Here is a 24,155-nt window from a genome sequence, read left to right as displayed (position 1 = left end):
ATGAGAAAAACAATATACTTACTTTCTTTACTGGTTTCGGCAGGCCTGATTTCGTGCCGCAAAGATAAAGTGGAGCAGAACATTAAAGAGTATGATGATGCCCAGATTAAAGCTTATATATCAGCCAACGGCTTGAGCAACATGAAACGCGAAACCACCGGCGGCGATACCTCTGGTATTTATTACGAAATTTTGGGCGCGGGTACCGGTGCACCGGTAGATGAATCTACACCACTATCGCTTACCTTAACAGTAAAAGCACTGGATGGCAGTTATTCCGTACAAGACACTTTTATTAACCACCAATATATTTATGGCGGCCAGGCCGGGCCAAATGGTTTTCAATTGGCCTTGCGTAATCTGGTTAAACGGCAAGGTACACGCTTGCGTGTAATTATCCCTTCGCATTTGGCTTACGGGCAAAGCGGTGGCCTGATTGGCAATAACAGAATTGGTGGTAATAAATCGCTCGATTTTTACCTGAATGTTGTGAATAACGTAAACTCATACAACGGAGTAGTTTATAACAACAACATGGCCGCTTATGATGATATCAGTATTCAGAAATATATGGCTGCCAATAACCTGACCGGTTACACACCTGTTACCATTACTGAGGCTGGGCCGTACTTAGGTCAAAAATATTATTACAAACTGCGCAGAGCCGGTACCGGCTCTACTCCTGTAACTACCAGTTCGGTGGTAAATATTAATTATCGCACAACCATTTTTAATGGCTCCATTGTGGAACCTTTAGGTTATACAGAAACTAACAATGCTGTTCCGGGAGTGTATTATATGAATAACAGTTTGCCAGGGCAAATTGAGGGGGTAAGACAAGGCTTGTTAAAAGCCGGCGCAACCGGTACAGATACAGAGTTTAGTTTGATATTGCCCTCGGGTTTAGCTTATGGCTTAAGTGGTAATAGCACATATGCGGCCCATACATGCATTGCTTATGATGTAAGTATTGCATCAGTAACCAATTAGATTGGTTTTTTACCTAACAAAAAGCGCCTTGTAATTAATTACAAGGCGCTTTTGTTATACATTGGCTACTGCTGCCCTATATGTTTTTAGGGCACGCTCCTTGCCCTCTTTATTGTCTACCAGGGGTGAGGCATATTGATCCGGGTTGTCATACTCGGGTACCCATTGTTTTACATATTCTTTTTTGGGGTCAAACTTTTTTAACTGTGCATCAGGGTTGAAAATCCTGAAGTAAGGCATTACATCCGTACCCGAGCCGGCTACCCATTGCCAGCTGCCCACATTGGTGGATGATTCATAATCCAGTAACTTACGTGCAAAATATTGTTCGCCCCAGCGCCAGTCAATAAGCAGGTGTTTAACCAGAAAGCTGGCAGTTACCATGCGCACCCGGTTATGCATAAAACCAGTGGCATTCAGTTCGCGCATACCGGCATCTACCAGGGGGTAGCCGGTATCGCCTTTGCACCAGGCTTCAAACTCAGTTTCATTATTGCGCCACCTGATGTGGTCGAATTTGAGCCGGTAAGCCTGGGTTTGCGTTTGCGGAAAATGGTCGAGCACCATCATATAAAACTCGCGCCATACTAGTTCGCCCAGCCAGGTTTGTTCTTTTTCAAAAGCGGCACGGGCGCAATCGCGTATGCTTACTGTACCAAAGCGCAAATGCAGGCCAATGTGTGAGGTGCCTTTTTTAGCCGGGTAATCGCGGTTCTTGGCGTAATCATCAATAATGTCCTGATACTCTTCTTTCGGAAATTCAAGCTCACTTTTAACAAAGCCCATTTCCTTTAAAGCTATTAAAGGCAGGGGTTTAGTTTTGGCTAAATTTTTAAAATACTTCTCGGTAGGGTAAGACTTTAAATAAAATGGCTTTAAAGTTTTAAACCAGCGCTTTTTGTAGGGTGTAAATACAGTATAAGGTTCACCATTATCTTTTACCACTTCATTGCGCTCAAAAATCATTTGGTCTTTATAATCTTTAAATTCAATGTTGTGCTGCTGTAGTTTTTCAGCAATAGCCTTGTCGCGCTGCTTGGCGTAAGGCTCATAGTCGCGGTTGGTATATACGGCTGCAATAGTATACGCTTGCAGTAAATCATCAAAAACTTGCTCTGGTGTGCCGTATCTAACCTCTATGCTGCTACTGTGTTTATGCAATTCATCACGTACTTTTTCAATGCTGTTGTAAATAAAGGTAACGCGGGCATCATCTCTATCTTCTAACTCATCCAATATTTCCCTGTCAAATATGAACAGGCACAATACCGGGTGTTCTCCCTTCAGGGCATGATACAGTCCTGCATTATCATGCAGGCGCAAATCGCGCCGGAACCAAAAAATGCTAACGGGTTGTTTATGATCCATAAATTTCTTTTAACGCTTCGGCTATAGTGGGGTATTTAAACTGATACGAGGTATGCTTCAAAGCTTCGGGAATTGCGCGCGTACTGCCCAGTACCACCTCGCTCATCTCGCCAAACGCCAGTTTTAATGCGAATGCAGGTACAGCAGGCAGCCACAACGGCTTTTTAAGCTGATGGGCAACAGCTTCTGTTAATTGCCTGTTGGTAACCGGTTCCGGGGCCGACATATTGAAAACGCCCTCCATCTCAGGTTTGTTAATTGCCATCAGGTACTGGTCAACCACATCCTGCCAGTGTATCCACGGAATCCACTGCCGGCCGTTACCCAACGGGGCGCCCAAACCGAGTTTTACGGGTGCGGCCAGCGGTGGTAAAGCGCCGCCTTCAGTGGTAAGCACCACACCGGTGCGAAACTTTACAATACGCAAGCCCAAAGCTTTGCCTTTATCTACCGCATTCTCCCATTCTACACAAACTTTCCCTAAAAAGTCATCAGAAGGGGCACTGCTTTCGGTAAGCACTTCATCATTACGGCTGCCATAATAACCGGTGGCCGATGCAGAAACAACAGACTTTACCTGATGCTCTTTTTGCTGCAACAGCGTATAAATTAATCGAATAGATTGCGTACGGCTATCCAGGATTTCTTTTTTGCGCTTTTCTGTCCAGCGCTTATCGGCAACGCCGGCACCTGCCAGGTGCACAATGGTATCCACCCCGTCAATACAGTGCATGTCAATTTGCTGGCGGTGTAAATCCCATTTGAACGAGGTAACGCCCGATACTACGGTTGGATGGCGGCTCAGGTGGCTTACCTTATGCCCTTGTTGCAATAAAGCTTGTGTGAGGTGTTTACCGATGAGTCCGTTGCCACCGGTAATCAGAATATGTTGCTGCATTATAAGTGCATAACCATTATCTCTGCTTTTTAGTTTGACGCCAACTGGTGCATCAGTTCATCAGATTGCTGCAGGGCCTCCCGGTACGGCATCAGTTTACGCTGAATAATGCGGGTAAGGCTGTCATCCTGCGCAATGCTGTCATGCTCCAGGTTTTCAATTAAACTTTGCGCCGCCGTAAAGCTGATGGGCGTTAAATAATTGAGCCAGTAGGTAGATAATTGTTTGGAAACCAATGGCACCAGTACCATGTGTACACGTGCTTGCTTGCATACTTCGGCATACGTATGTATCATTTCCTTAATGGTCAGCACTTCGGGACCGCCTATAGTGAATACAGTATTGTAGGTAAGTTTATTCAGCAGGCAGCCTTCCATATAACCCAGTACATCGCATAGGGCAATAGGTTGTACCCGGGCCTGGGCCCAGTTGTGTGCAATTACAATGGGGTTCTTTTCGGTTAGGCCGTTCAGCATTTCACTTGCTATGCTGTGCGGGCCGATGATCAGCGAGGTGCGCAATACGGTAAGCGAGGCATTACCTGCATACAAAATCTCTTCTACATGTCGCCGCGAACGGGCCGTATCTGACTCTTCGTCATCAATATCGCCCAGCGAAATAATCTGCTGACAATTGGTTTCATTTATAAAGCCAATAAAATTCTCGGCAGCCAATGCTTCCAGGCCGGCAAAGGCCGAGGTTTGCGTTAATGATGCCGTGAGATAGAAGGCAGCATCAATATCTTGCGGCAGGGGCTGCATGTTACGGGTGCGCAGTAAATCGCCCGTAATTAGTTTCACTTTATCAGCCCAGGGGTTTTGCTTTCTGAAAAGCTTTTCATCGCGTACCAGGCAAAGCACCTCATGTCCTTTCTGCAGCAATACCGGAACCAAATGAGCGCCTACATAACTTCCCGCACCTGTGAGCAAAACCTTCATATCCCATATCAACAATAAAAAGGGCGGCGCGGTTTTAAAAACCCGCGCTAAAACCTAATCCTACATAACGGCGGTTATCGATAAACAAGCTGTTTTTATCGTCGTTAAGGTTGCGTACGTTCACATATACCTGTAACTGTTTGGCAAAAGCCGGTGATAAGCGGTAACCGGCATAAAGGTTTTGTACCCGCACTGCATTTTTCTTATCTGAAATGCTTGTAGTGTTGACATACAAATCAGGCGAACCCAGTATATATAATACATCAACCCCGGCAATAAAATGGTTGTAAGTTAAGCGGTTTACCCAGCCACCGGTCCATGCCTTACTACTGGTGATGACCTGATAGCCAGGGTCAACATCAATGCGTGATTTAATTAATGATGCATTTAAACCGCTGTTAAACTGCACATGTGATGCGTTTAATATTTTATAGTTTAACCCAATGCGATGAATGTTGGTATAGGTATAAGGATAAACAGTAAACGGAGCACTGTTAGTATAATATGGTGGAGAAATCGTAATTGGATCTACATATTTTAAACGTTGAAAATTATAAGCAAGCGTTAAGCTGTTATTTAAAAAGCCAAGCTCTGCGCCGGCGCTAAGTGATTTGGAATAGTTATAATGCGAATAGATAAAATTTTGCCCCAACGTATTTCCAATAAGCGGATTTGAGAAGAAGTTGCTTAACTGTACAGAATACCTGTAATAGTTATTAGACAAAGCATACGAACTGTAAAGTTTTACACTGTAAGCTTGGTTAGCCGACGGATCAAGCAACTGTATGACATCAAGCGCGGCAGAAACAAAGGGAAATATTTTTTTCTCTTTTTGCCCGCTAACAGTAGTGAGGGCATGATGAATGTCATATAAAAAACCACCTTCTATGTTAAATGCATTTTTGTAGCTGATGCTGGCCATTGGCGTAAGCAGGTATTGCTTATACTTATTGCCGTAAGTGCTGCCCGAACTGCTTACATAAGTACTGTTGTACGAGTTTTGGGTAAAGGAGGTAATGCCGTATGTGATGTAATTGTAAGTGAAATTCACTTGCGGTTCAATCTTCCAGTTGTTTAGCTGCGCCGTATATTTAAGCTGGTCAACAATATTAAAAGTGTGGCTGCTGTCTGAATTGTTGTTGATGTAAGTGCTTTGGGAACCGCCGCCTAAAGTGCTGAATACGGTAATAGTAGGATTATTATCAAAATTATAATTGCTATAGCCGGCCTTGAAAACGTTGCTAAATTGACTGCCTACATGACTGCTCAATTTTAATTGCGTATTAAACAAGTGTTCATCCATATTACTGGTTTGCTGTAACACGTTGTCTTGCCCCAAAGTGGTGATATTGGCTTTGTTATTTTGAGGGGCGTAACCAGCAGTGAAATCAATTACTGAACTTTCGCCTAATCGGCTGCTTACATAACCATTGAACCTAAAGCGGTTAATACGGTATAACTCATTGGCCCTGAAGTTAGTCGACTGAACCGTCGGCACCACATCGCGCTGATAATTGGCAGATATGCCTGCCTGCAACTTATCGGAGCCGGTAAAGGCCGACAAATAATAATTATGGTATATACTGTTTTGCTTGTCACCATTCTGAAATCCAATATTATTACGTTCGCTCATGGGCCGCACCCAGTTGGCTTGTCCTGATGCTTCTATGCCGGTATGTTTGCGGCGCTTGGTGGTAATTAATACCAATTGCTGCCCGTTGTTTAAGCCGTTTACATGGCCCAGCGCATTTTGTACCAGTGTAATTTCTTCAATATCATTGATGTGATAAGCGTTAACATCCTTTATGGTTAAACCATCTACCACGTACACTAATGACGATGAATTGGTATAGGCACCATTGAGCCATACGTTAATAGCATCAGCTAAGTTGGTAAAAGCCATCTGCTCCAGATCTTTACCTTTGATGGTAACGGTTTGCGCCAGTTTTTTATTGATTTGAAAGCGGCCTAAATCTAAAGTGGTAGAATCGGGTTGGGTTTGGGCTTGTGCGGCAGAACTGCCCAAAGCTACAGCTAAAGCAGCGGTGATGATATATTTATACATGACTTGTGATAAGTTACGGGCGAAGATAATAAGATTGCAATTTAATGGAATAGTGTAGTTAAAAGGTTACATCAATATCATATACTTCTAACCATACAGGTATTACGGGTAAATGCTTCGAAATGCAACACCCAGAAACAAAAAAGCGTGTTCTTTTAACTTATATATAAATAATTTGAAAATCTTGCAATTTCTACTTAAATAAAAGGTACCTTTAGTAAAATTCATTCTACCACCAGCATTTCCTACCCTTAAGCATTGCTTGTTGTTCTGGAGCAGCCAATCTTTAAGCTTAGCTAAGCTAATAGCATTTACTCAATGAAACAGAACAACTACAACAGGTACTTTCGTGTATTTATGTACGATACGGCGGTTACAGAAATCTCAACTAATGATTTTAAGCCGGTTAATCATCAGCTATTCGTTCGCAGGGTAAGCAGGGCCGATGATTTTAAAGACCACCTTTGCCAGCTATCTGATAGTCATTATTCGTTACCTGTAGCTGAGCAAATGTTCTATGGCTATATGACCCGCATACGCGCATTGGAAAAAGCCAAAGCAGGCGCTCAGAAATATATCAATGAGCTAACCCGGCAGGCAGAAGCCAGCATTAACCAATTAAAGCAATACCGTATGGCGCATTACCAGGATTTAAGCAGCACCCTGCTTGAAGCCAATATACGCCGCCTTGAAAAAGAATTAAACATCAAATAAAATACACTACCTATGAGTAAAGATCAAAAAATGAAAAAAGATGCCAAGAAGGCACCTTCTACCAACCTGAATAAAAAGGTATCGGCCTATCAAACCGACAAAAGTTCATCATCTGTAAGTGATACTTCCGTTAAAAAGAAAAGTAAGTAAGATGAACGAGCAGCAAGTTGAACAGCAAATACGAATCTACTTATTTGATTTGATGAACACAGCCCGTGAACATGGCTTTAAAACCGACGACAATTGGGAAATTAACTTAGTGGCCGATGCTGAAAAGGCAGATATTCAGCGGCAGTATTACCCATACATTGCTACCAGGATGTTTCCTGAAACGGTTTTACCTATATTTCACGAAATCAAGTCAAGGTTGAATCAGCCTTTGAGCAAAATTCAGGAAGCTTTAGATGTAAATACAGTTTTAAAAGATGATTTAAGGTATCTGGTGGCTTATAACGTTAAACGGCCACGTACATAAGCTAACTTATAATTTACAGCAAAGGCTTTATCGAAAGATAAAGCCTTTGCTGTAATCAGGCTTCTGCCAGCAGGTGTGGCTTGTAGGTATCGGTTTTTACTTCAGCACCTAACTCATGCAAAATATTGTAGAGGCCAAAATTGGTGCGGTTTACATAAATGAAATGCTTTACGCCTCGGGCTTGCTTAAACTCGGGCATCTTGGCAATCTGCTCACCAAAATTATACAGGCTGGTAAAAAACTCAGTCTGACTGAAATCAAAGCTGCCGCTCATGTAAGGTTGGGCAAATAAACCAATCATTTGCTTATACATGCCGTAGTAAAATTCAATTTGTGCGGCATTGTCATTAGGCAAAATCATTTCCAGCTGGCGGAAGGCCTTAATGGTTTCCTCCTTGTTTTCCAGCATATTGGTAGAGGTGAGCGAGAAGAAAGGGTAATAAAAATCGGCCGGCATTTCTTTGATGCAGCCAAAATCAATCACGCCAAGTTTGCCTTCGGGCGTAATCATAAAATTACCCGGATGGGGGTCGGCATGCACGGCACGCAGTTCATGTTGCTGAAAGTTATAAAAGTCCCATAAAGCCTGACCAATCTGGTTACGCAACTCCTGAGAAGGGTTGGTAGCCATAAATTCTTTTAGGTGCTGCCCGTCAATCCAGCTCATGGTAATAATGCGCTTGCTGGAAAGTTCGGGGTAGTAAGTAGGGAACCCAATATTATTGAGCACCGAACAAGCGTTAGAAAATTCAATAGAACGGCGTACTTCCAGTTCATAATCGGTTTCTTCCAGCAGGCGTTCTTCTACCTCGCGCATATATACATCCAATTCTTTTTCGCTCATGCCCAATAACCGAAAGGCAAAAGGTTTTACCAGTTTCAGGTCGGATGAAATAGAATCGCCCACGCCGGGATACTGAATTTTTACAGCCAGCTTTTGCCCGTTCAGTTCTGCCTGGTGCACCTGGCCAATAGAAGCAGCGTTGGTTGATTTAAGATTGAATTTATCGTAAATCTGCTCCGGTGTTTTGCCAAAATACTTTTTAAAGGTTTGCACAATCAGCGGGCCCGAAAGGGGCGGGGCATTGTATTGCGATTGCGAAAACTTTTCGACGTATGCCGTAGGCAGCAGGTTTTTATCCATGCTCAGCATCTGCGCCACTTTGAGGGCGCTGCCTTTCAGCTCGCTTAACGATTGATAGATATCTGCTGCATTATCCTCATTCAGCTCGCTTTTATCCAAATCGGGGTTAAAGAGTTTTTTTGAATAATGCTTAATGTAATTACCGCCTATTTTAAACCCTGTTTTTACAAATTTGGCCGAACGCTCTACCTTGCTGGTAGGTATGCTGTTCTGCTCATTGTTTTGTTCGCTCATATAGTATCTTTCTCAAACAAAGCTTCCAGTTGTAGTACCTTCAGCCCTGCATAATCATTTATCATCAGGTTTACCGGGTGCAGCTCATGGGCTTTGTGGGTAGTGGTAATGGCTACTACTTTCATGCCTGCGCTGTTGGCCGCCTTTACACCTGAAATCGAATCTTCAAATACAACGCAGTTTCCGGGTGCTACCTGCAACTCATCTGCTGCTTTTAAAAATATTTGTGGGTTAGGTTTGGGCTGATGTACACGTGTGCCGTTAATAATGGCATCGAAGTATGGCTTGATCGCTACCGTATTCAATATAAAATCGATATTGCGCTGCGCGGCCGATGATGCCATGGCCAGTTTCCAGCCCGCATCTTTCAGTTCGCTCAACAGTCGCTCCAAGCCATTGATGGGTGCCATGTAAGGCCGGTACGCATCGTAATAAATGGCGTCTTTTTCGTGGTACAGGGCTTCGAGTTCTTGTTCATCCCTGTCGCCAAAAAAATTACGCAAAATTACCATGCCGGGTACACCGCTCATGCTTTCGTTAAATGTTTGCAGGCTCAGGGGCGGCAGGCCATGCCTTTCGAACAATACCTGCCACGACTGGTAATGGTAGGGGTTATTGTCTACCAGTGTACCATCCATATCAAAAATTGCAGCGTGCTGTGTCATCTACTGCTAATAATGAACGTTGCAGTGCTTTTGTTCATTCCGGCAGCACTTACCAGCGGCGCTGATGCATTTTATCTTTAAAGGCGCTGTTTTTAAACAAAAACTTGCCGTAATCCAGCAGGTTATCTACTGCCGAACGCTGGAACAAATCGAACGTCAGGTTTACGCCTTTTTCAATAGCCTCGTCAGTTTTCTCAAACCCGGCGGAATTATCATTTACCCAAAAATTAAGCACAAAGCCAAACTGTACCCAAAAGGCATCTTTGTACCGGCTGGTAAAAAATTTACGGTCGGCCAGCTCGTTGCTTTCCAATCCTTGGCGAATGATGTCTTCAGCAAAGTTTTCTACCAGGTTGCGCAGCTGATCGAGCACACGCGGCGAACCCATAGTGCGCTGGTGCTTACTCAGGCTATACACCGCGAAACTGCGGCTACCCTTCAGCAATTCGAAAAAGCTGTAAAAGAAAGACAAAGCCTTTTCGCGGGCAGAGTACTCCGGCCAGACCTCCTGGGTTTTGATTTCAGTAATGGTTCGCTTGGCTAAATCAGCCCAAATGCTTTGTTCTACAGCCTCAAAAGAGCCAAAAAAGCGATAAAACTCTTCTTCGGTCATCTCATTATTTTTGGCAAACAGGTATACCGATTTAGGCTCATGACCTTCGGTGAGTACATAATCTATGTAAGCGGCTTGTATGCTTTCTGTGGTGGCCATATGGGTATTGGTTTTATGTAAATATAGTTATAACAGGCAAATCAAATATCATGCTTGTGTTAATTAAACGACAGGTTGACAGTAACACTACCTGTACAACTCATGAGCACTTATAAAGGTCTGATAGCCGACAATCCGCCATCTATACCCCAAATTTGTCCGGTTATCCAGCTGCCATCATCACTTAATAACAATTCTGCAGCAGCGGCTAAATCATCCGGCTTGCCATACCGGCCCAGTGGGTGGCGTTTGTTGGAAGCCTCACGCTTATCTTCTGTGCTTAGTAAATTTCCGGCCAGCGGCGTATCAGTGAGTGACGGAGTCAGGGCGTTTACCCTGATGTGCTGTGGTGCCAGCTCGGCAGCCAGCGCCAGCGTTAAACCATTGATGCCGCCCTTAGCCATGGCAATACTGGCATGGAAACCCATACCTGTTGAAGCAGCCACGGTACTAAATAACACCACCGAAGCCGAACCGGCTGCCTTCAGCGGTTTTAAACATTGTTGTAGCAGTTGCGCTGCCCCTAAAGTGTTGACTTGAAAATCATTCAGAAAATCTTGCGTACTTAAGCGGTTAAACGGTTTCAGGTTAATGCTGCCAATGGCATAAACCACACCATGTAACTGCTCGGGCAATTGAGCCGGTAAAGCGGTAAAATCATCCTTTAATACATCAAATGGTAAATGGGTAACGCCTGTAGCCCAGCTTTCGGCAGCATGGCGTGATAGGCTGATTACCCGTGCGCCTTTTGCAGCTAACCTGTTGCACAAGGCCAGTCCGATGCCCGAACTTCCGCCGGCCACCAGGATATTTTTTTGATTAAAATCTGTCATAAATTATTCAAGCTCAATAACATTATCAGCCCCATGTTGTTTACTGTAGGTGCCCGCACCGAAAAGAATTCTGAAAGAAAATCTTCCTCAAAAAATATGTGCCACTTGCCAGAAACCTTTTACCTGGCGCAAGAAGTGGGAAAAATGTTGGGATGATGTCAAATATTGCAGTGACCGCTGCAGGAGAAATAAATTATAGCGATTTTTGTAGATTAGCTGTCCTGATTTAGATTAATTCAAATAATGAGCGAAAGAATAATACTGGTGTGGTTTCGGAACGACTTACGCGTGCATGATAACGAGATACTGTTAGAAGCCACACGTAAAGCCGATAAGATACTGCCGGTATATATTTTTGATACTCATTATTTTACAGCAAATGCAGCCGGAACCTCTAAAACCGGTAATATCCGTGCCAAATTTATTATAGAAAGTGTAGCCGATCTGCGCCGTAACCTGCAGCAGTTGGGCGGCGATCTGATCATTCGTATCGGCAACCCGGCCGAAATTTTGCTACAACTGGTAGAAGAGTACCAAGTAAACGAAGTATATCACCACCGGGAGGTAGCTTCTGAAGAAACTGCCATATCTGAAGAGGTAGAAGCCGCATTGTGGAAGATGCGAATCAACCTGAAGCATTTTATTGGCCACACCCTGTATCATAAAGAAGATTTACCTTTTCCGATAAAAGATATTCCTGATAGCTTTGCCACCTTCCGTAAAAAAGTAGAGCGGGAGAGTGCAGTGCGGCCTTGTGTAGATACGCCGGAGCAAATTGTTATCCCTACTCTGCCAGATGCGGGTGCTTTGCCAGCCTTGGAAGATTTGGGTTTATCCGAACCTAAAGCTGATGTACGTGCCGCAGGTTTTACCGGCGGAGAAACTATGGCCCTGCAGCAGTTGGCAGCTTATTTTAACCGTGATGCCATGCCGGTTACAGGAAAGGGCAAAGCACAGGCCTCGCGCTTGTCACCATGGCTGGCTTTAGGGTGTTTGTCGTTGCGTCAGGTATACTGGGCCATTATGCAGCACGAGTATAGTTCTAACAACTATCCGCTAATGTTGGAACTGCTTTGGCGCGATTATTACCGCTTTATGTTTAAAAAGCACGGTAGCAAGTTTGCCGATGCCGCCGGTTTTAAAACCGAAGCGCCCGCAACCGCCGAAAATCAACAGGAACTGTTTGAACAATGGAAAACCGGTACTACAGGCGTGCCTTTTATTGATGCTGCCATGCACGAACTTTGCGCCACCGGTTACATTGGCAGCGGTGCCCGCCAGGTGGTAGCGGCTTACTTGGTACAAGAATTAAAGGTGGATTGGACACTGGGTGCTGCCTGGTTTGAAGAAAAGCTGATAGACTATTCGCCGGCCAGTAACTGGGGCAATTGGGCGTCTATAGCCGGCGTAGGCAACGATCCGCGCGAAGGCCGTACCTACAACATTACCAAGTTAGTTAAAGAATTAGACCCTAAAGGAGAATATACCAAACGCTGGCTGCCTCAATTGAGCGAAGGGGAAGCTGTGCATGCTGTATAATTGAGGTTATTTCACAATAGATATCACTTCCCCTGCAATATTTTCTAAGTAATTATTTTCCGGGTTGCCTTGCGTGAGTTCCAGTATCAGGGCGGTTTCACTGGTGCCGGAGGTCATATACTCAATGAGTTGTACGTCGGTAATAGTATAGATGATCTCGGTGTTATCCGATTGAAGGCGGATTTGGTTACCGTACTCAATGCTCCCGCCTACAGTTTGACCAGTTAGTATGTGGCCAATGCCTACAATATAATACTGTTTTTGGGATTGAAATCTGGCTACGGTCTCGTTCATGTTAAGCTTACCTGATTTTATTTAATAAGGTTTACATTATTAGTCATCTTCCGAAACTTATTCCTTACCTTGTATTTCATAACCGCCGGGCTACTTTCTTGCCAGCCAGCGGTTTAACCAATTAAATCCACACCTAAATTCTATTTTCATGTCAAGCAACAGACGAAGCTTTATAAAGCATTTCGGCGGAGCCATATTGCTTAGTTCTGCCTCACTAACCAGTTTAGCTGCACAGGAAGAATACGAGCGCCGCATCTTGCTATCTGAAAAGCGCATCAGTGCCAATGATAAAATACGTATTGCCACTATTGGCATGGGCATTATGGGCTTTAACGATACCCGCGCCGCCCTCACCGTACCCGGTGTTGAACTGGTAGCCGTTTGCGACCTGTATAAAGGCCGCCTGGAACGTGCTAAAGAATTATACGGGCAGGCACTGTTCACAACTGACAATTACGAAGAGCTATTAGACCGCAAAGATATAGATGCCGTCATTATTGCCACCAGCGATAACTGGCACAGCACCATTGCCAAAGCCGCTATGCGCAAGGGCAAGGCTGTGTATAGCGAAAAGCCAATGGTGCATTACATTAGCGAAGGACTGGATGAGATTAAAACACAGCGCGAAACCAAAGCCGTATTTCAGGTGGGCAGCCAGCGCATCAGCAGTTTGGCTTACCGTAAGGCTAAAGAATTATACCAGGCAGGCGCTATCGGGCAAATTAATACCATACAAGCATCGTTTAATCGCCAAAGCGCTCTGGGGGCCTGGCAATACACCATCCCGCTGGATGCCGGCCCGAACACCGTAAACTGGAACCGCTTCCAGGCTAATGAAAAAAACAAGCATGCGTATGATAGCAACCGCTTTTTCAGGTGGCGCAACTACCGTGAATATGGCACCGGGGTAGCCGGCGATTTGTTTGTACACCTGCTTACCGGGATTCATTATATTACTGACTCAAAAGGCCCGGATAAAATATTTTCTATAGGCGGTTTAACCTACTGGAAGGATGGCCGTAATGTGCCCGATGTAATGAGTGCCATTATTCATTACCCGGAAACCAAAGAGCATCCGGCTTTTCAGGTGAATTTGCAGGTGGACTTTATCAGCGGAGAAGGGGATTATTCCACCACCAAAATTATCGGCTCCGAAGGCGTCATCAACCTGTTTGGTGAGGGCGATGGTTTTACGATAGTAAAAAACAAAATGCCTAATGCCCCGGGCATTGGCGGCTGGGATTCGCTGTCTACTTACCCCGAAGCCATGCAGAAGGAGCTTACTGCCAGGTACGACTCAAAATACTCATCGGCAGATAAAGCGGCGCCCAGGTTGGAAGGAGTAAAGTATGAATCTCCGCGCGGTTACAATGCCTCCAATGATCATTTTGCCAATTTTATGGATTCGATTCGTACCGGCAAACCCGTAACCGAGGATGCCGTATTCGGTTTCCGCGCTGCTGCCCCGGCACTCGCCTGTAATGAAAGTTATTTTAGCGGAAAGATCATCCACTGGGATGCCGGGCAAATGAAAGTAGTGTAGGGATTAGGTAAATAAAGGGATACTGATGAAAGTAGCAGAATACATTATTATCTCTTCCTCTTGTCATTTCGACCGCAGGGAGAAATCTTCTTCACATGATGAGTTTACTACAAACTGCCTTGCCGAAGAAGATTTCTCCCTGCGGTCGAAATGACAAGGTTGATCTTAGCCCTGTTACTTTGGGCTATCGCGGCATATGATAACAACCCTTTGCAAAACAACTTAACCGCATTACTAACAATAAACTAAGTCCTCGCAATGACGTGCTCAAGGATAGCTTTGTAATTAGATGCCGCTATCGCTCAGGATGACATAGCTGAAAGTTAATTTAAACCGCTTAGAAGTAAGGTCATTCAGCCCTGTAATAATTTAATTACCTTTGCCGGCATACTGCTACAAGTGGTATCTTTCTGCCTATGTTCTCATCTGCCTCTACGCCTGCCACACGGCCCAACAGAACTATTGGGTTGTTTTTATTGTGTTGGACGGCGCTCAACCTGTTGCAGGCTGCCACTTTAGGGCTGCACTCCGATGAGGCATATTACTGGATGTACTCCCGCTTTCTGGACTGGGGCTATTTTGATCATCCACCCATGGTGGCGGTGTTTATTAAGTTAGGCTACAGCTTGTTTCACAATGAGTTAGGCTTGCGCTTGGTTACTGTGCTTATTAACCCATTGGGGCTTTATCTGCTCTGGCTCATTGCCAAAAAATATAAAACAGATGCCCGCTGGTTCGTGGTGGTGGTATCAGGTGTTCTGGCCTTTCACATCTATGGTTTTATTACTACGCCCGACGCCCCGCTGCTGTTTTTTACCATCCTTTTTTATTATTTCTACCAGCAGTATTTAGAAGAAGATAAATGGACCATTGCATTATTGCTGGGCATCACCATAGCCTGTCTGTTGTACAGTAAATACCATGGTGTATTGCTAATTGTGTTTACAGTGCTGGCCAACATTAAACTCTTTAAACGGCCATCATTTTATCTCATCATCCTGCTATCGGCGGCATTGTATGTACCGCACATTTTATGGCAGGTTAACCACGAGTACCCATCGCTGGTTTACCACTTGTTTGAGCGCTCATCCGAAGTTTATCAGCTTGAGCATACCTACCTTTACATACCAGGGCAATTGTTAATGGCAGGGCCTTTAATTGGCTGGTTCTTATTTTACTACGCCTTTACTACACGCATTAAAAATGCCTTTATTCGCTGCCTGATGGTGAATGCTATCGGTACATTGTTGTTCTTTTTGCTCAACACCATTAAAGGCAACGTACAGCCCCATTGGACCTTAATCAGCTTTGTACCGGTGGTACTGCTGGTACTGATTCATTTGCGCCAGCCGGGTAGCCGGCCCTTATGGCTGTATAAACTGGCGTTGGTAAATGCCGGGTTAATTATATTGTTTCGCCTGCTGCTCATTGTGCAATTGCCACTGCTTACCCATTGGCGGCCGGTTAAAAGCTTTTTCTTTTACAAGCAGTGGGCGCAGCAAATTCAGCAAAAAGCCGGTAACCGGCATGTTATCATTCCTTCCAGCTTTCAGGAAGCCTCTAAGTATAATTTTTATACCCAAAGCCTGAAAGGGTTTGATTATGATGAGCGCTACTACCGCCGCACACAGTACGACCTATGGCCGCTGGAAGACAGCCTGCAGCACCAGTCCGCATTATTTGTAACCGACCAGCCGCTGCCTGGCCTCAGCACCGACTCTATGCTCACGGTTAAGGGGATGCGCTACTTTACACCGATTGCCAATGTGCGTACATTTCAACTACTGGATATAGAGTTAGGCCATGCCAAAGTTGAGGCCCGGCCCGGTCAGCAACTCGAATTAAATTTGAGGCTGAACAACCGTTCTGGCTTAGCAGCTAATTTTGCTGAATTATCACAAAGTCAGCCAGTCCAATTATCGGCCTGCTTTTTTCAGGGTGATGAATTAAAAAACGAGGAGCAGGCAGGGGCGGAGCTGAGCCGCTTAACCGTACCCGCGCATGGCAATGCGAATTACCGCTTTGTTGTAAAAGCCCCGGCACAGCCTGGCCGGTACGATTTGGTATTTTCTGTGCGTACAGTGCCGTTTGCAGGCGGCCGCAACAGCAGAATTATTAACTTTACCGTCCGTTAGCCCCTTGATTAACGATACGATATGATTAAAAATTTTTACGCCTTACTGTTTGCTGCTGCATTATGCTTTAGCTTTGCTGCCAAAGCACAAGATACTACCACCCGCGCCGGTAGCCTGGATATTCATTTCAATGGCTTCGGCTTTTTTGATAACCGCGAATACAAAGCGTTTACCGAGCGCTCGCGCACTTACTCGGGCACCCGGGTAGCTTTAGATTTGGGCCTGAATTTCGATAGCCTGAACCATTTTATTGTGGGTATCAACGGCATACACGAGTATGGTGCCAAGCCTTATTTTTTGCGGGTTGACCCAGTAGCCTACTATAAATTTGAAAGCCACAAATGGCTGTTCAATGCAGGTATGTTTCCGCGCGAGGGCTTACTTACCCAATACCCGCGTGCGCTGTTGAATGATACCTTGCGTTATTACCGGCCTAATGTAGAGGGTTTGCTCACCCGTTACCAAACTGAGTATGGTTACGAAACGCTTTGGATTGACTGGGTAAGCCGCCAAACCAATACCGACCGTGAGCAGTTTTTATTCGGTTTGGCCGGTAAGTACCTGCCCAATCCTTTCGGTCCGTTCTATTTATCGCATTATTTCCTGCTGCTGCATGATGCCGGCCCGGCTGTAGCCATCCCCGGTGACCATATTCGCGATAACGGTGGTTTACAGATCAGGCTGGGTATGGATTTCAGCCATAAAACTGTATTTGATTCCCTTTCGGTGGAAGCTGGCGCCATGGCTTCTATTGAGCGTACCCGCAGTGTAACCGGTTTGCAGCATCCGTTTGGTTTTGTAGCCAGCGCATATGCCCGCTACCACCGCTTTGCGTTTTTTGATGAATTTTACGCCGGCCAGGGCCATCATATTTCCTACGGCGATGCCTATTATGAAAAAAAGATGTATAACCGCCTGGATATTATTTATTCGCCTTTTGTTTTTAAACGCATTACCGGCCAGTTTGTATTAAGCCTGCACCAGTCGCCGGGGCAGTTGGGCGATAGCCAGCAAGCCTTCCGCATTATGTACGATTTAGGCCGCAAACCACTGGTGCGGTTCAGGGATTAAAAATACATTCGTTATACTAACGCGTTGGCGTAAGTGAATTTTTTGATTGATTATAAATCATTACCTTTAATCACGTAAATCACCAATCCATTACACCAAATGAAAAAAAACATGTTCATTAAAACGCTGAGTTTAGCTGTGGCTACTTTGCTATTGCCTTTTGCACTGAAAGCGCAGCCGCATAAAAACAGCCCGCACGATACCATTTCGGGTAAAGTAGCCGGTGCTAATATCCGTATTGTATACGGCAGTCCGGCGGTAAAAGGCCGCACGATATGGGGTGACTTGGTACCTTATGACAAGGCCTGGCGTGCAGGCGCCGATGAGGCAACCACTTTTGCCACTGATAAAGATATTATGGTACAGGGTAAAAAGCTGCCTGCAGGTACTTATACGCTGTTTATCATCCCCGGCAAAACCGAGTGGAAGTATATTTTCAATTCGCAAACCGGCCAGTGGGGTATTAAACGTACAGGTGAGGCTAATTACGAAGAAGCTAAAAATGTGCTGACTGTATCCGCCAAACCTAAGCCAGCCGCAATGCAGGAGCATTTAACGTTTGTATTTTACAAAACCGGTTTCGGCTTACGTTGGGAAAAACTGGAAGTACCGGTAACCATTAAATAAATTACGCTGGCCGAAGTACTTCGGCGATATGTAATAAGCCACAAGCAACAGAGCAAACTTAAGTCTTTGTTGCCTTGTGGCTTTTTCGTTGGTGCTAATGCGCAAAGTGAAAGCACCTATGGCAATCATGACAACTGCAATCAGTGTGTTCACGCTGCCGGTGTTCATGAACGTTCACGGGTGTTCACGCCTGTTCACGAGCGTTCACGTGCATCAAGTTTAACTATCAGTAAAATTAACATTTTTGGGCATATGGTGTTGTTTGTTAATGACTTACATGTAATTATGCTTCCAGGAAAGTTAAATTCCACCTACCTAAACGTCATAAAAAGCGTTCACAGGTGTTCACGACACATGAACGTGAACACCTGGCGCATTGCAAGCCGGAATGCATGAAAAAAGTTATTATTTTAATGATGCAGGGAGAGACCTTTAAGCGATAGGCTAATGATAGCGTTGCCTGATGGCAAAGATTTCACCTTAGAATGAAAATAATAACAGGAGGGGTTATTAAAACATTATTAAACCAGAAAGGGGCTAATTGGCCCCTTTCTGGTTTAAATTAATTAACTATTATATATGATGAACCTCACCGCTGCCGGTTTTTGAGGTACTGATTTGCTTGGCATTGCCACTGTAGTACACATCGCCTGAGCCGCTGATTGAAGAGTCAATTTTGCTATTGGCGTTCACATGTACATCGCCCGATCCGCTTATGCGTACCGCAACTTCTTCGCAGGCCAGTGACTCGGCTGAATAGTCGCCCGAACCTGAGATGCTGATGGATGAATAACTGGCGCGCCCGCTCAGTTTCAAGTCGCCCGATCCGCTGATCCGGCTCTCTAAAGTTTTAGCTTCCACACGTCCGCTGATGTCGCCCGAGCCGCTCAGGGTTACTCTTAGGTTCTCGGCGCGTAAACCGTTTTTAAACATCACATCGCCTGAGCCGCTTAAATTTACCGCGTTTACCTCTCTGATGCTGACGTAAATAACAATACGTTTGTTGTCGTTCCAATTCCAGTTCCAGCCGTTGTTACGTTTGGTACCTAACTTCAATACGCCGCCTTTCACCTCGGTGGTAATACGGTCAATCACATCGGCAGGTGCTTCTACTTTTACCGATTCGGTGTTGCCCTGGGTGATGATAACATCAAAAGAACCGGTAGCATCAATGGCATTAAAGCCGCTGAGGTGACGGTCTTGCGTATCGAAAGCGCTGGTGGTTGTAAAAGTGGCTGCATTAACGGTTTGTACTGCACCGGCACCGCTCAGTAAAGCGGCTGCCAGTAAGATTTTTGATAGTGATTTCATGGTTTGCTTGATTTGTATCTATTAGATGCTGTAGAGTATAGGAACGTTGCACGGTTTTAAAAATAAATTTTTAGTTTTTGATTATTTGTTGTGGTCTATAAGAGATGGGTTGGATTTTAGCATTTTATTTGAATATTTCATGAGGCCGGGGTTGCCTGTTATGAACGTCAGTGGATGTTCTTTTTCTTTTTCCGCAAAAGAAAAAGAACCAAAAAGAAAACTCGTGTCTGCGTCTTTTTCTATGAGGTGTGCAGTGCGTGGGCGGCCGGTAGTGGTGGCCGAAAAAGCCAAGGCCACAAGGGGGGAGTATGTGTGTACAGTGGTTGCAGTTGCCTGAATCAGAATGTATAGAATTTAAGAATGAGCAGAATGCGTTGTGACGCTTAGTTCATCCCACTGCGTCATTGCGAGGTACGAAGCAATCTCTATGCGCCTTGTCTTAGTCGGGCGTTGAGAGATTGCTTCGTACCTCGCAATGACGTGATGGTGATGGGTGTACGCTGCTTGTTCCTTCTTAATTCTTGGTTCTTGACTCTTGCTTCTTGACTCTCCTTTTCTCCTCTGTCAGCCCCTCAGCTTTGGGCGAAAGGCGGGCAGCACTCGTTGGCCTTGTGCGTAAGGAAGAGGCCTTTTAGTGTTTGCACTGCCAGTAAATAAAGCACAAGCCTGCTCATACGTAAACACTAAACAGCCTGTGGTGCTGCCCGCCTTTGCAGCCAGAGCCCCGTGCGGCAAAAAAGCCTAAGCGGGCTGCACTTGATTTTTTGGTTCTTTTGTATCAAGACAAAAGAACAACAACGGAAATACAGTACAACCCCCAACCAGCACAAACAATAAAATTATAAAACAAAAAGGCCGGCTAATCAGCCGGCCTTTGCGAGTGGTTAGTCAACCATCACCCCTATATAATAATTAAAGGTATCGGCCTCTACATTATCTTTGGTAGCGCCTTGCAACGTAAGTGGCTGCCATTGCGAGGTTACATTCACAAACTGGTACTCACCGCCTTTAACCCGCAGCTTTACCGGCATGGCAAAGCGTTTTTCGTTGGCTACCCAGCGGCAGGCCAGGCGGCCCCGGTAGCTTGCAATTTCCAGTACCGGCAGGGTATTGTAGCGCAGGTATTGGTCAAACACCGGCGTTAAATTCATGCCCGATCCTTTGTTGATATAGCCTACAATCTGCTCGGTGGTTACGGTTTGATGATAGAAGGTTTTGTTAAGTCCACGCAGTATGCTTAGCCATTTGGCGTCGTCATTAATAATGGTGCGCACCATGTTCAGCAATACGCCGCCTTTAGGGTACATATCACCCGAGCCTTCTTTGTTTACATTGTATGGGCCTATAATCGGGCGGTCATTAGAAATGCTTAACCGGCTGCCATTCACATAAGCCTGACCGGCTTCTTTACCATAGTAAAACTCCGTAAACAGCGATTCTGAATAATAAGTAAAGCTTTCATGTATCCACATATCGGCTAAATCCTTACTGGTAATATTATTGCCGAACCACTCATGGCCGCTTTCGTGAATAATAATGTAATCCCATTTTAAGCCCCAGCCGGTACCCGAAAGATCGCGGCCCAAGTAACCATTTTTATAATGATTGCCATAAGCTACAGCACTTTGGTGCTCCATGCCCAGGTGCGGGGTTTCCACCAGTTTGTAGCCATCCTCATACCAGGGGTAGGGGCCAAACCAGTGCTCGTGTGCTTTCAGCATGGGTTTTACGTTGGCCGCAAATTGCTTTTTGGCTTTATCCAAATTGTAGGGTAGTACCCAGTAATCTAAAGTGAGCTTGCCTTTTTCGCCATCGTAGGTATCACTGAAATGTTCGTATTCGCCAATGTTGGCGGCTACATCATAATTATTAATGGGGTTAGCTACAAACCAATCGTAGCGGGTATAGCCATCTTTCAGTTGGGTAACCTTGCGCAGTCTGCCGTTTGATACATCTTTTAAACCTTTGGGTACGCTGATGCTGATGAGCATACTGTCTACCTCGTCGGCCTGGTGATCTTTGGTGGGCCACCATACGCTGGCACCCAAACCCTGGCAGGCGGTAGCCACCCAAGGTTTGCCCAGCGAGTCGGTTTTATATTGTACGCCGCCATCCCAAGGGGCGTTTATTGCTACACGCGGATTTCCGGAGTAATATACCGTAAATTCATCATGATATCCTTTTTGTATGGTGTTGGGGAAGGTCACAAACACGGCATTGAACTCGCGTGTGAAAGGCACGGATTTACCTTTGTATACTACCTTTTCTATTTTCAGGTTCTCGAACAGATCGAATTGTAGTTTATTAAAGTCCTGCGTAGCGGTAAATTTAAACAGGTTGCTGCCGCTAATAGATTTGTTGTCGATGTCAAACTTCACATCTAGGTGGTAGTAGTTGATATCATAGCAGGTACGAAGCGGTGTTAAAGTACCGCGCAGCGTATCGGCACGGGTGAAGGTTTCTTTGTCCTTCATCAACTGTGCTTGTGCGATGAAAGGAGTAAGGCCCAGCAACAGGGCTAATAATTTCAATTTCATGAGAAAGATTTAATGCGCGTCTAAAGTAAATAAAAAAGCGTCATTGCAGGGAGGGAAGCATTATCAAGTTTTTGACAGCCCCTTTATAATTCGGGGATTGCTTCATTCCTCGCAATGACGCGTTGGAGTTTATTGTAATTTATTGTCCATTAACCATGGGCCATAAACCATCAACTATTTTAAAACCTCCACATCAACATAGCTATCGTTATAAACCGTTTCAGTAGCTTTTACATAGTCGCTTTCATCAGCTTTGTAAGGGTTGGCCACAAACTTTTGCGGGTTGCGGGCAAACAGCGGGAAGGCAGTGCTTTGTACCTGAATCATAATACGATGTCCTTTTTTAAAGGTGTGCAGTACATCCTGCAGGCGCGCTTTCACCTCGGTTTTCTGGCCGGGTACCATCGCTTCCGGTTTTTCAAAACTATTGCGGAACCGGGCCGGCATAATTTCTGAACGCACCATTTGCCAGTAGTTGCTCAGGATGATGTTTTTGTTCGGCATGTAAGGGTTGTTCTGCTCATCCGGAGGATATACATCAATCAATTTCACTACATAATCGGCATCGGTGCTGCTGTTGGCTACTTTAAGGTGAGTCATAATCTCGCCGCCTAAAGTCATATCTTCAGTTAATACATCTGTTTGATACACCAATACATCAGGGCGACGACCAGCAAAGCGCTGATCTTCGCTCATATAATTATGCGGGGTAAAGCCCATGGTGGTGGTGTTGTCCTCGGTGTAAGGTACCGGTTTTAATGGGTCGCTGATGTAAGAGGTAGAGGCGCTTTGTGCAGGTTGAGTCATCGGTAACTTGCCATCAGCGCTTAAATACATTTTAACGTGCGATGCATTAGCGGCCGGCCATTGCGCAAATTGCTTCCATTCCTTGTTGCCGGTATCATACATGTAAGCTTTGGGCAAACCTGAATTTTTATCGCCGTTACCTTTCAGGAAATGGTTGAAGAATTTCGCCTCAATATCGCGCTGATAAAAGGTAGCAATGCTATCGCCAAAGTACACGTTGCTGTGCATGGTGTGCCCCGTCTCGCGCGACCAGCGGCCATGGCCGAATGGCCCCATTACAATGGTATTGTAAGCTGAAGGATCGGTTTTATTAATGCGCTTGAACATATCCAGTGGGCCGCTCAAATCTTCAGCATCGTACCAGCCGCCTACAAACATTACAGCAGGTTTCACTTTGCCGTAGTGGCGGGGCAGGCTGCGGGATTGCCAAAACTCATCATAGTTAGGATGGTTTACAGTTTCCTGCCAAAAGAAATTATCTTTATAATACTTGTCGGCATTTTTCAGCGGGCCCATATCCAGCAAAAACTGGTAGCCATCGCGGGTGCCGGGGTTAAACATCTGGCTACCGTACCAGGCGCTACTGGTTGTATCTTTCTTTTGCACGCCAAATACCGGGTAAGTAAAGAAGTAGCTTTCCAACAGGGCGCCGTTATGATGAAAATCATCGAAAAAGAAATCGGAAATTGGGGCCTGCGGCGATGATGCTTTCAACGCCGGGTGGTTGGATAATATACCGGCTGCGGTATAAAAGCCAGGATAAGAAATACCCCATTGGCCTACGCGGCCATTGTTGTTCGGTATGTTTTTTACCAGCCAGTCAATGGTATCGTAGGTATCGGTGCCTTCATCCACATCCTTTTTGGTTTTGTGCTCTACTACCGGGGTCATGTTGGTCCAAGTGCCTTCGCTCTTGTAGCGGCCACGTACATCCTGGTAAACTACAATATAACCTTCCTTCATCATAATATCAGAAGGGCCTAAACGGGCAGGTATTTTATTAGCGCCGTAGGGGGCAATACTGTAGCAGGTACGCTGCATTACCATGGGGTACTTATGCTGTGGTGATGCATCGTTAGGAATGTAAACAGAGGTAAACAGCTTTACACCATCGCGCATGGTGATGTACACATCTTTTTTGGTGTAGTGTTCTTTAGCATAGTTGGAGGTACCCTGGGCCTGAACGCCGGTGCACCAGGCTGCGGCTACCAGTAGCAGTGAGCAAATTTTTTTCATAAAGAGGGGATTGAAGTGT

At 45.2% G+C, this 24,155-nt stretch carries 22 protein-coding genes; 10 read left to right on the top strand and 12 right to left on the bottom strand.

Features of this window, described 5'->3' with window-relative positions; all coding sequences use genetic code 11:
- Entirely contained in the window at nucleotides 1-990 is a 990-nt protein-coding gene (locus ACYVNW_RS09420; protein WP_460679604.1) for a hypothetical protein, read from the top strand.
- A gap of 54 nt (nucleotides 991-1,044) precedes the next feature.
- Here ACYVNW_RS09420 and ACYVNW_RS09415 read toward each other — a convergent pair whose 3' ends face one another.
- The 4 genes from ACYVNW_RS09415 to ACYVNW_RS09400 are packed head-to-tail and all read right to left on the bottom strand — an operon-like array spanning nucleotide 1,045 to nucleotide 6,259.
- Nucleotides 1,045-2,358, bottom strand: coding sequence for a cryptochrome/photolyase family protein (locus ACYVNW_RS09415; protein ID WP_460679603.1), 1,314 nt, complete (start codon nucleotides 2,356-2,358; stop codon nucleotides 1,045-1,047).
- Entirely contained in the window at nucleotides 2,348-3,256 is a 909-nt protein-coding gene (locus ACYVNW_RS09410) for a TIGR01777 family oxidoreductase (RefSeq protein ID WP_460679602.1), read from the bottom strand. Before ACYVNW_RS09410 ends, ACYVNW_RS09415 begins: the two co-directional genes overlap by 11 nt.
- 29 nt (nucleotides 3,257-3,285) lie before the next feature.
- The gene (locus ACYVNW_RS09405; RefSeq protein WP_460679601.1) at nucleotides 3,286-4,194 is read right to left on the bottom strand and encodes an NAD-dependent epimerase/dehydratase family protein; all 909 of its coding nucleotides are present in this window, start codon (nucleotides 4,192-4,194) and stop codon (nucleotides 3,286-3,288) included.
- A gap of 34 nt (nucleotides 4,195-4,228) precedes the next feature.
- The gene (locus tag ACYVNW_RS09400) at nucleotides 4,229-6,259 is read right to left on the bottom strand and encodes a TonB-dependent receptor (RefSeq protein WP_460679600.1); all 2,031 of its coding nucleotides are present in this window, start codon (nucleotides 6,257-6,259) and stop codon (nucleotides 4,229-4,231) included.
- Nucleotides 6,260-6,577: 318 nt separating this feature from the next.
- Between ACYVNW_RS09400 and ACYVNW_RS09395 the strand changes: the two genes are divergently transcribed.
- From ACYVNW_RS09395 to ACYVNW_RS09385, 3 genes are read left to right on the top strand one after another with little or no spacing between them, the layout of a single operon-like run.
- Nucleotides 6,578-6,973: a hypothetical protein gene (locus tag ACYVNW_RS09395; RefSeq protein WP_460679599.1), complete on the top strand. Its 396-nt coding sequence runs from the start codon at nucleotides 6,578-6,580 to the stop codon at nucleotides 6,971-6,973.
- 12 nt (nucleotides 6,974-6,985) lie between these two features.
- Nucleotides 6,986-7,123, top strand: coding sequence for a hypothetical protein (locus ACYVNW_RS09390; protein WP_460679598.1), 138 nt, complete (start codon nucleotides 6,986-6,988; stop codon nucleotides 7,121-7,123).
- A 1-nt stretch (nucleotide 7,124) separates the two neighbouring features.
- On the top strand, nucleotides 7,125-7,448 hold the full coding sequence (locus ACYVNW_RS09385) for a hypothetical protein (protein WP_460679597.1): 324 nt from the start codon (nucleotides 7,125-7,127) through the stop codon (nucleotides 7,446-7,448).
- 55 nt (nucleotides 7,449-7,503) lie between these two features.
- Here ACYVNW_RS09385 and ACYVNW_RS09380 read toward each other — a convergent pair whose 3' ends face one another.
- From ACYVNW_RS09380 to ACYVNW_RS09365, 4 genes are all read right to left on the bottom strand, one after another.
- Entirely contained in the window at nucleotides 7,504-8,826 is a 1,323-nt protein-coding gene (locus ACYVNW_RS09380; RefSeq protein ID WP_460679596.1) for an ABC1 kinase family protein, read from the bottom strand.
- On the bottom strand, nucleotides 8,823-9,491 hold the full coding sequence (locus tag ACYVNW_RS09375; protein ID WP_460679595.1) for an HAD family hydrolase: 669 nt from the start codon (nucleotides 9,489-9,491) through the stop codon (nucleotides 8,823-8,825). The genes ACYVNW_RS09380 and ACYVNW_RS09375 overlap by 4 nt, the downstream gene beginning before the upstream one ends.
- Before the next feature lie 49 nt (nucleotides 9,492-9,540).
- Nucleotides 9,541-10,203: a TetR family transcriptional regulator C-terminal domain-containing protein gene (locus ACYVNW_RS09370; RefSeq protein WP_460679594.1), complete on the bottom strand. Its 663-nt coding sequence runs from the start codon at nucleotides 10,201-10,203 to the stop codon at nucleotides 9,541-9,543.
- A gap of 110 nt (nucleotides 10,204-10,313) precedes the next feature.
- The gene (locus ACYVNW_RS09365) at nucleotides 10,314-11,036 is read right to left on the bottom strand and encodes an SDR family NAD(P)-dependent oxidoreductase (RefSeq protein ID WP_460679593.1); all 723 of its coding nucleotides are present in this window, start codon (nucleotides 11,034-11,036) and stop codon (nucleotides 10,314-10,316) included.
- Between the two features lie 49 nt (nucleotides 11,037-11,085).
- Here ACYVNW_RS09365 and ACYVNW_RS09360 point away from each other — a divergent pair, with 49 nt between their 5' ends.
- Nucleotides 11,086-11,235: a DUF2256 domain-containing protein gene (locus ACYVNW_RS09360; RefSeq protein WP_460679592.1), complete on the top strand. Its 150-nt coding sequence runs from the start codon at nucleotides 11,086-11,088 to the stop codon at nucleotides 11,233-11,235.
- A 44-nt stretch (nucleotides 11,236-11,279) separates the two neighbouring features.
- Entirely contained in the window at nucleotides 11,280-12,575 is a 1,296-nt protein-coding gene (locus tag ACYVNW_RS09355) for a DASH family cryptochrome (protein WP_460679591.1), read from the top strand.
- 6 nt (nucleotides 12,576-12,581) lie between these two features.
- Here ACYVNW_RS09355 and ACYVNW_RS09350 read toward each other — a convergent pair whose 3' ends face one another.
- Nucleotides 12,582-12,869 carry a hypothetical protein gene (locus ACYVNW_RS09350; protein ID WP_460679590.1) on the bottom strand — a complete coding sequence of 96 codons (288 nt, stop codon included), beginning with the start codon at nucleotides 12,867-12,869 and terminating at the stop codon, nucleotides 12,582-12,584.
- 148 nt (nucleotides 12,870-13,017) lie between these two features.
- On the opposite strand from ACYVNW_RS09350, the gene ACYVNW_RS09345 reads away from it, so the two are divergent.
- From ACYVNW_RS09345 to ACYVNW_RS09330, 4 genes are all read left to right on the top strand, one after another.
- Nucleotides 13,018-14,412, top strand: a complete 1,395-nt coding sequence (locus ACYVNW_RS09345) for a Gfo/Idh/MocA family protein (protein ID WP_460679589.1) — start codon at nucleotides 13,018-13,020, stop codon at nucleotides 14,410-14,412.
- Nucleotides 14,413-14,828: 416 nt separating this feature from the next.
- A complete protein-coding gene (locus ACYVNW_RS09340) occupies nucleotides 14,829-16,547 on the top strand; it encodes an ArnT family glycosyltransferase (protein ID WP_460679588.1) in 1,719 nt (572 codons plus the stop codon).
- A gap of 21 nt (nucleotides 16,548-16,568) precedes the next feature.
- The gene (locus tag ACYVNW_RS09335) at nucleotides 16,569-17,618 is read left to right on the top strand and encodes a hypothetical protein (RefSeq protein WP_460679587.1); all 1,050 of its coding nucleotides are present in this window, start codon (nucleotides 16,569-16,571) and stop codon (nucleotides 17,616-17,618) included.
- Nucleotides 17,619-17,717: 99 nt separating this feature from the next.
- Nucleotides 17,718-18,245 carry a DUF2911 domain-containing protein gene (locus ACYVNW_RS09330; protein ID WP_460679586.1) on the top strand — a complete coding sequence of 176 codons (528 nt, stop codon included), beginning with the start codon at nucleotides 17,718-17,720 and terminating at the stop codon, nucleotides 18,243-18,245.
- Between the two features lie 573 nt (nucleotides 18,246-18,818).
- Here the strand turns inward: ACYVNW_RS09330 and ACYVNW_RS09325 are convergent.
- The 3 genes from ACYVNW_RS09325 to ACYVNW_RS09315 all read right to left on the bottom strand — a co-directional run bounded on the left by ACYVNW_RS09325 (nucleotide 18,819) and on the right by ACYVNW_RS09315 (nucleotide 24,136).
- Nucleotides 18,819-19,556: a head GIN domain-containing protein gene (locus ACYVNW_RS09325; RefSeq protein WP_460679585.1), complete on the bottom strand. Its 738-nt coding sequence runs from the start codon at nucleotides 19,554-19,556 to the stop codon at nucleotides 18,819-18,821.
- A gap of 884 nt (nucleotides 19,557-20,440) precedes the next feature.
- The gene (locus tag ACYVNW_RS09320) at nucleotides 20,441-22,093 is read right to left on the bottom strand and encodes a M1 family metallopeptidase (protein ID WP_460679584.1); all 1,653 of its coding nucleotides are present in this window, start codon (nucleotides 22,091-22,093) and stop codon (nucleotides 20,441-20,443) included.
- A 174-nt stretch (nucleotides 22,094-22,267) separates the two neighbouring features.
- The gene (locus tag ACYVNW_RS09315; RefSeq protein ID WP_460679583.1) at nucleotides 22,268-24,136 is read right to left on the bottom strand and encodes a CocE/NonD family hydrolase; all 1,869 of its coding nucleotides are present in this window, start codon (nucleotides 24,134-24,136) and stop codon (nucleotides 22,268-22,270) included.
- Between the last annotated feature and the right edge of the window lie 19 nt (nucleotides 24,137-24,155).

The organism is Mucilaginibacter koreensis (assembly GCF_054783355.1).
Note: the sequence above shows the minus strand (reverse complement) of the source record. Positions and strands in the feature narration are given on the sequence as shown.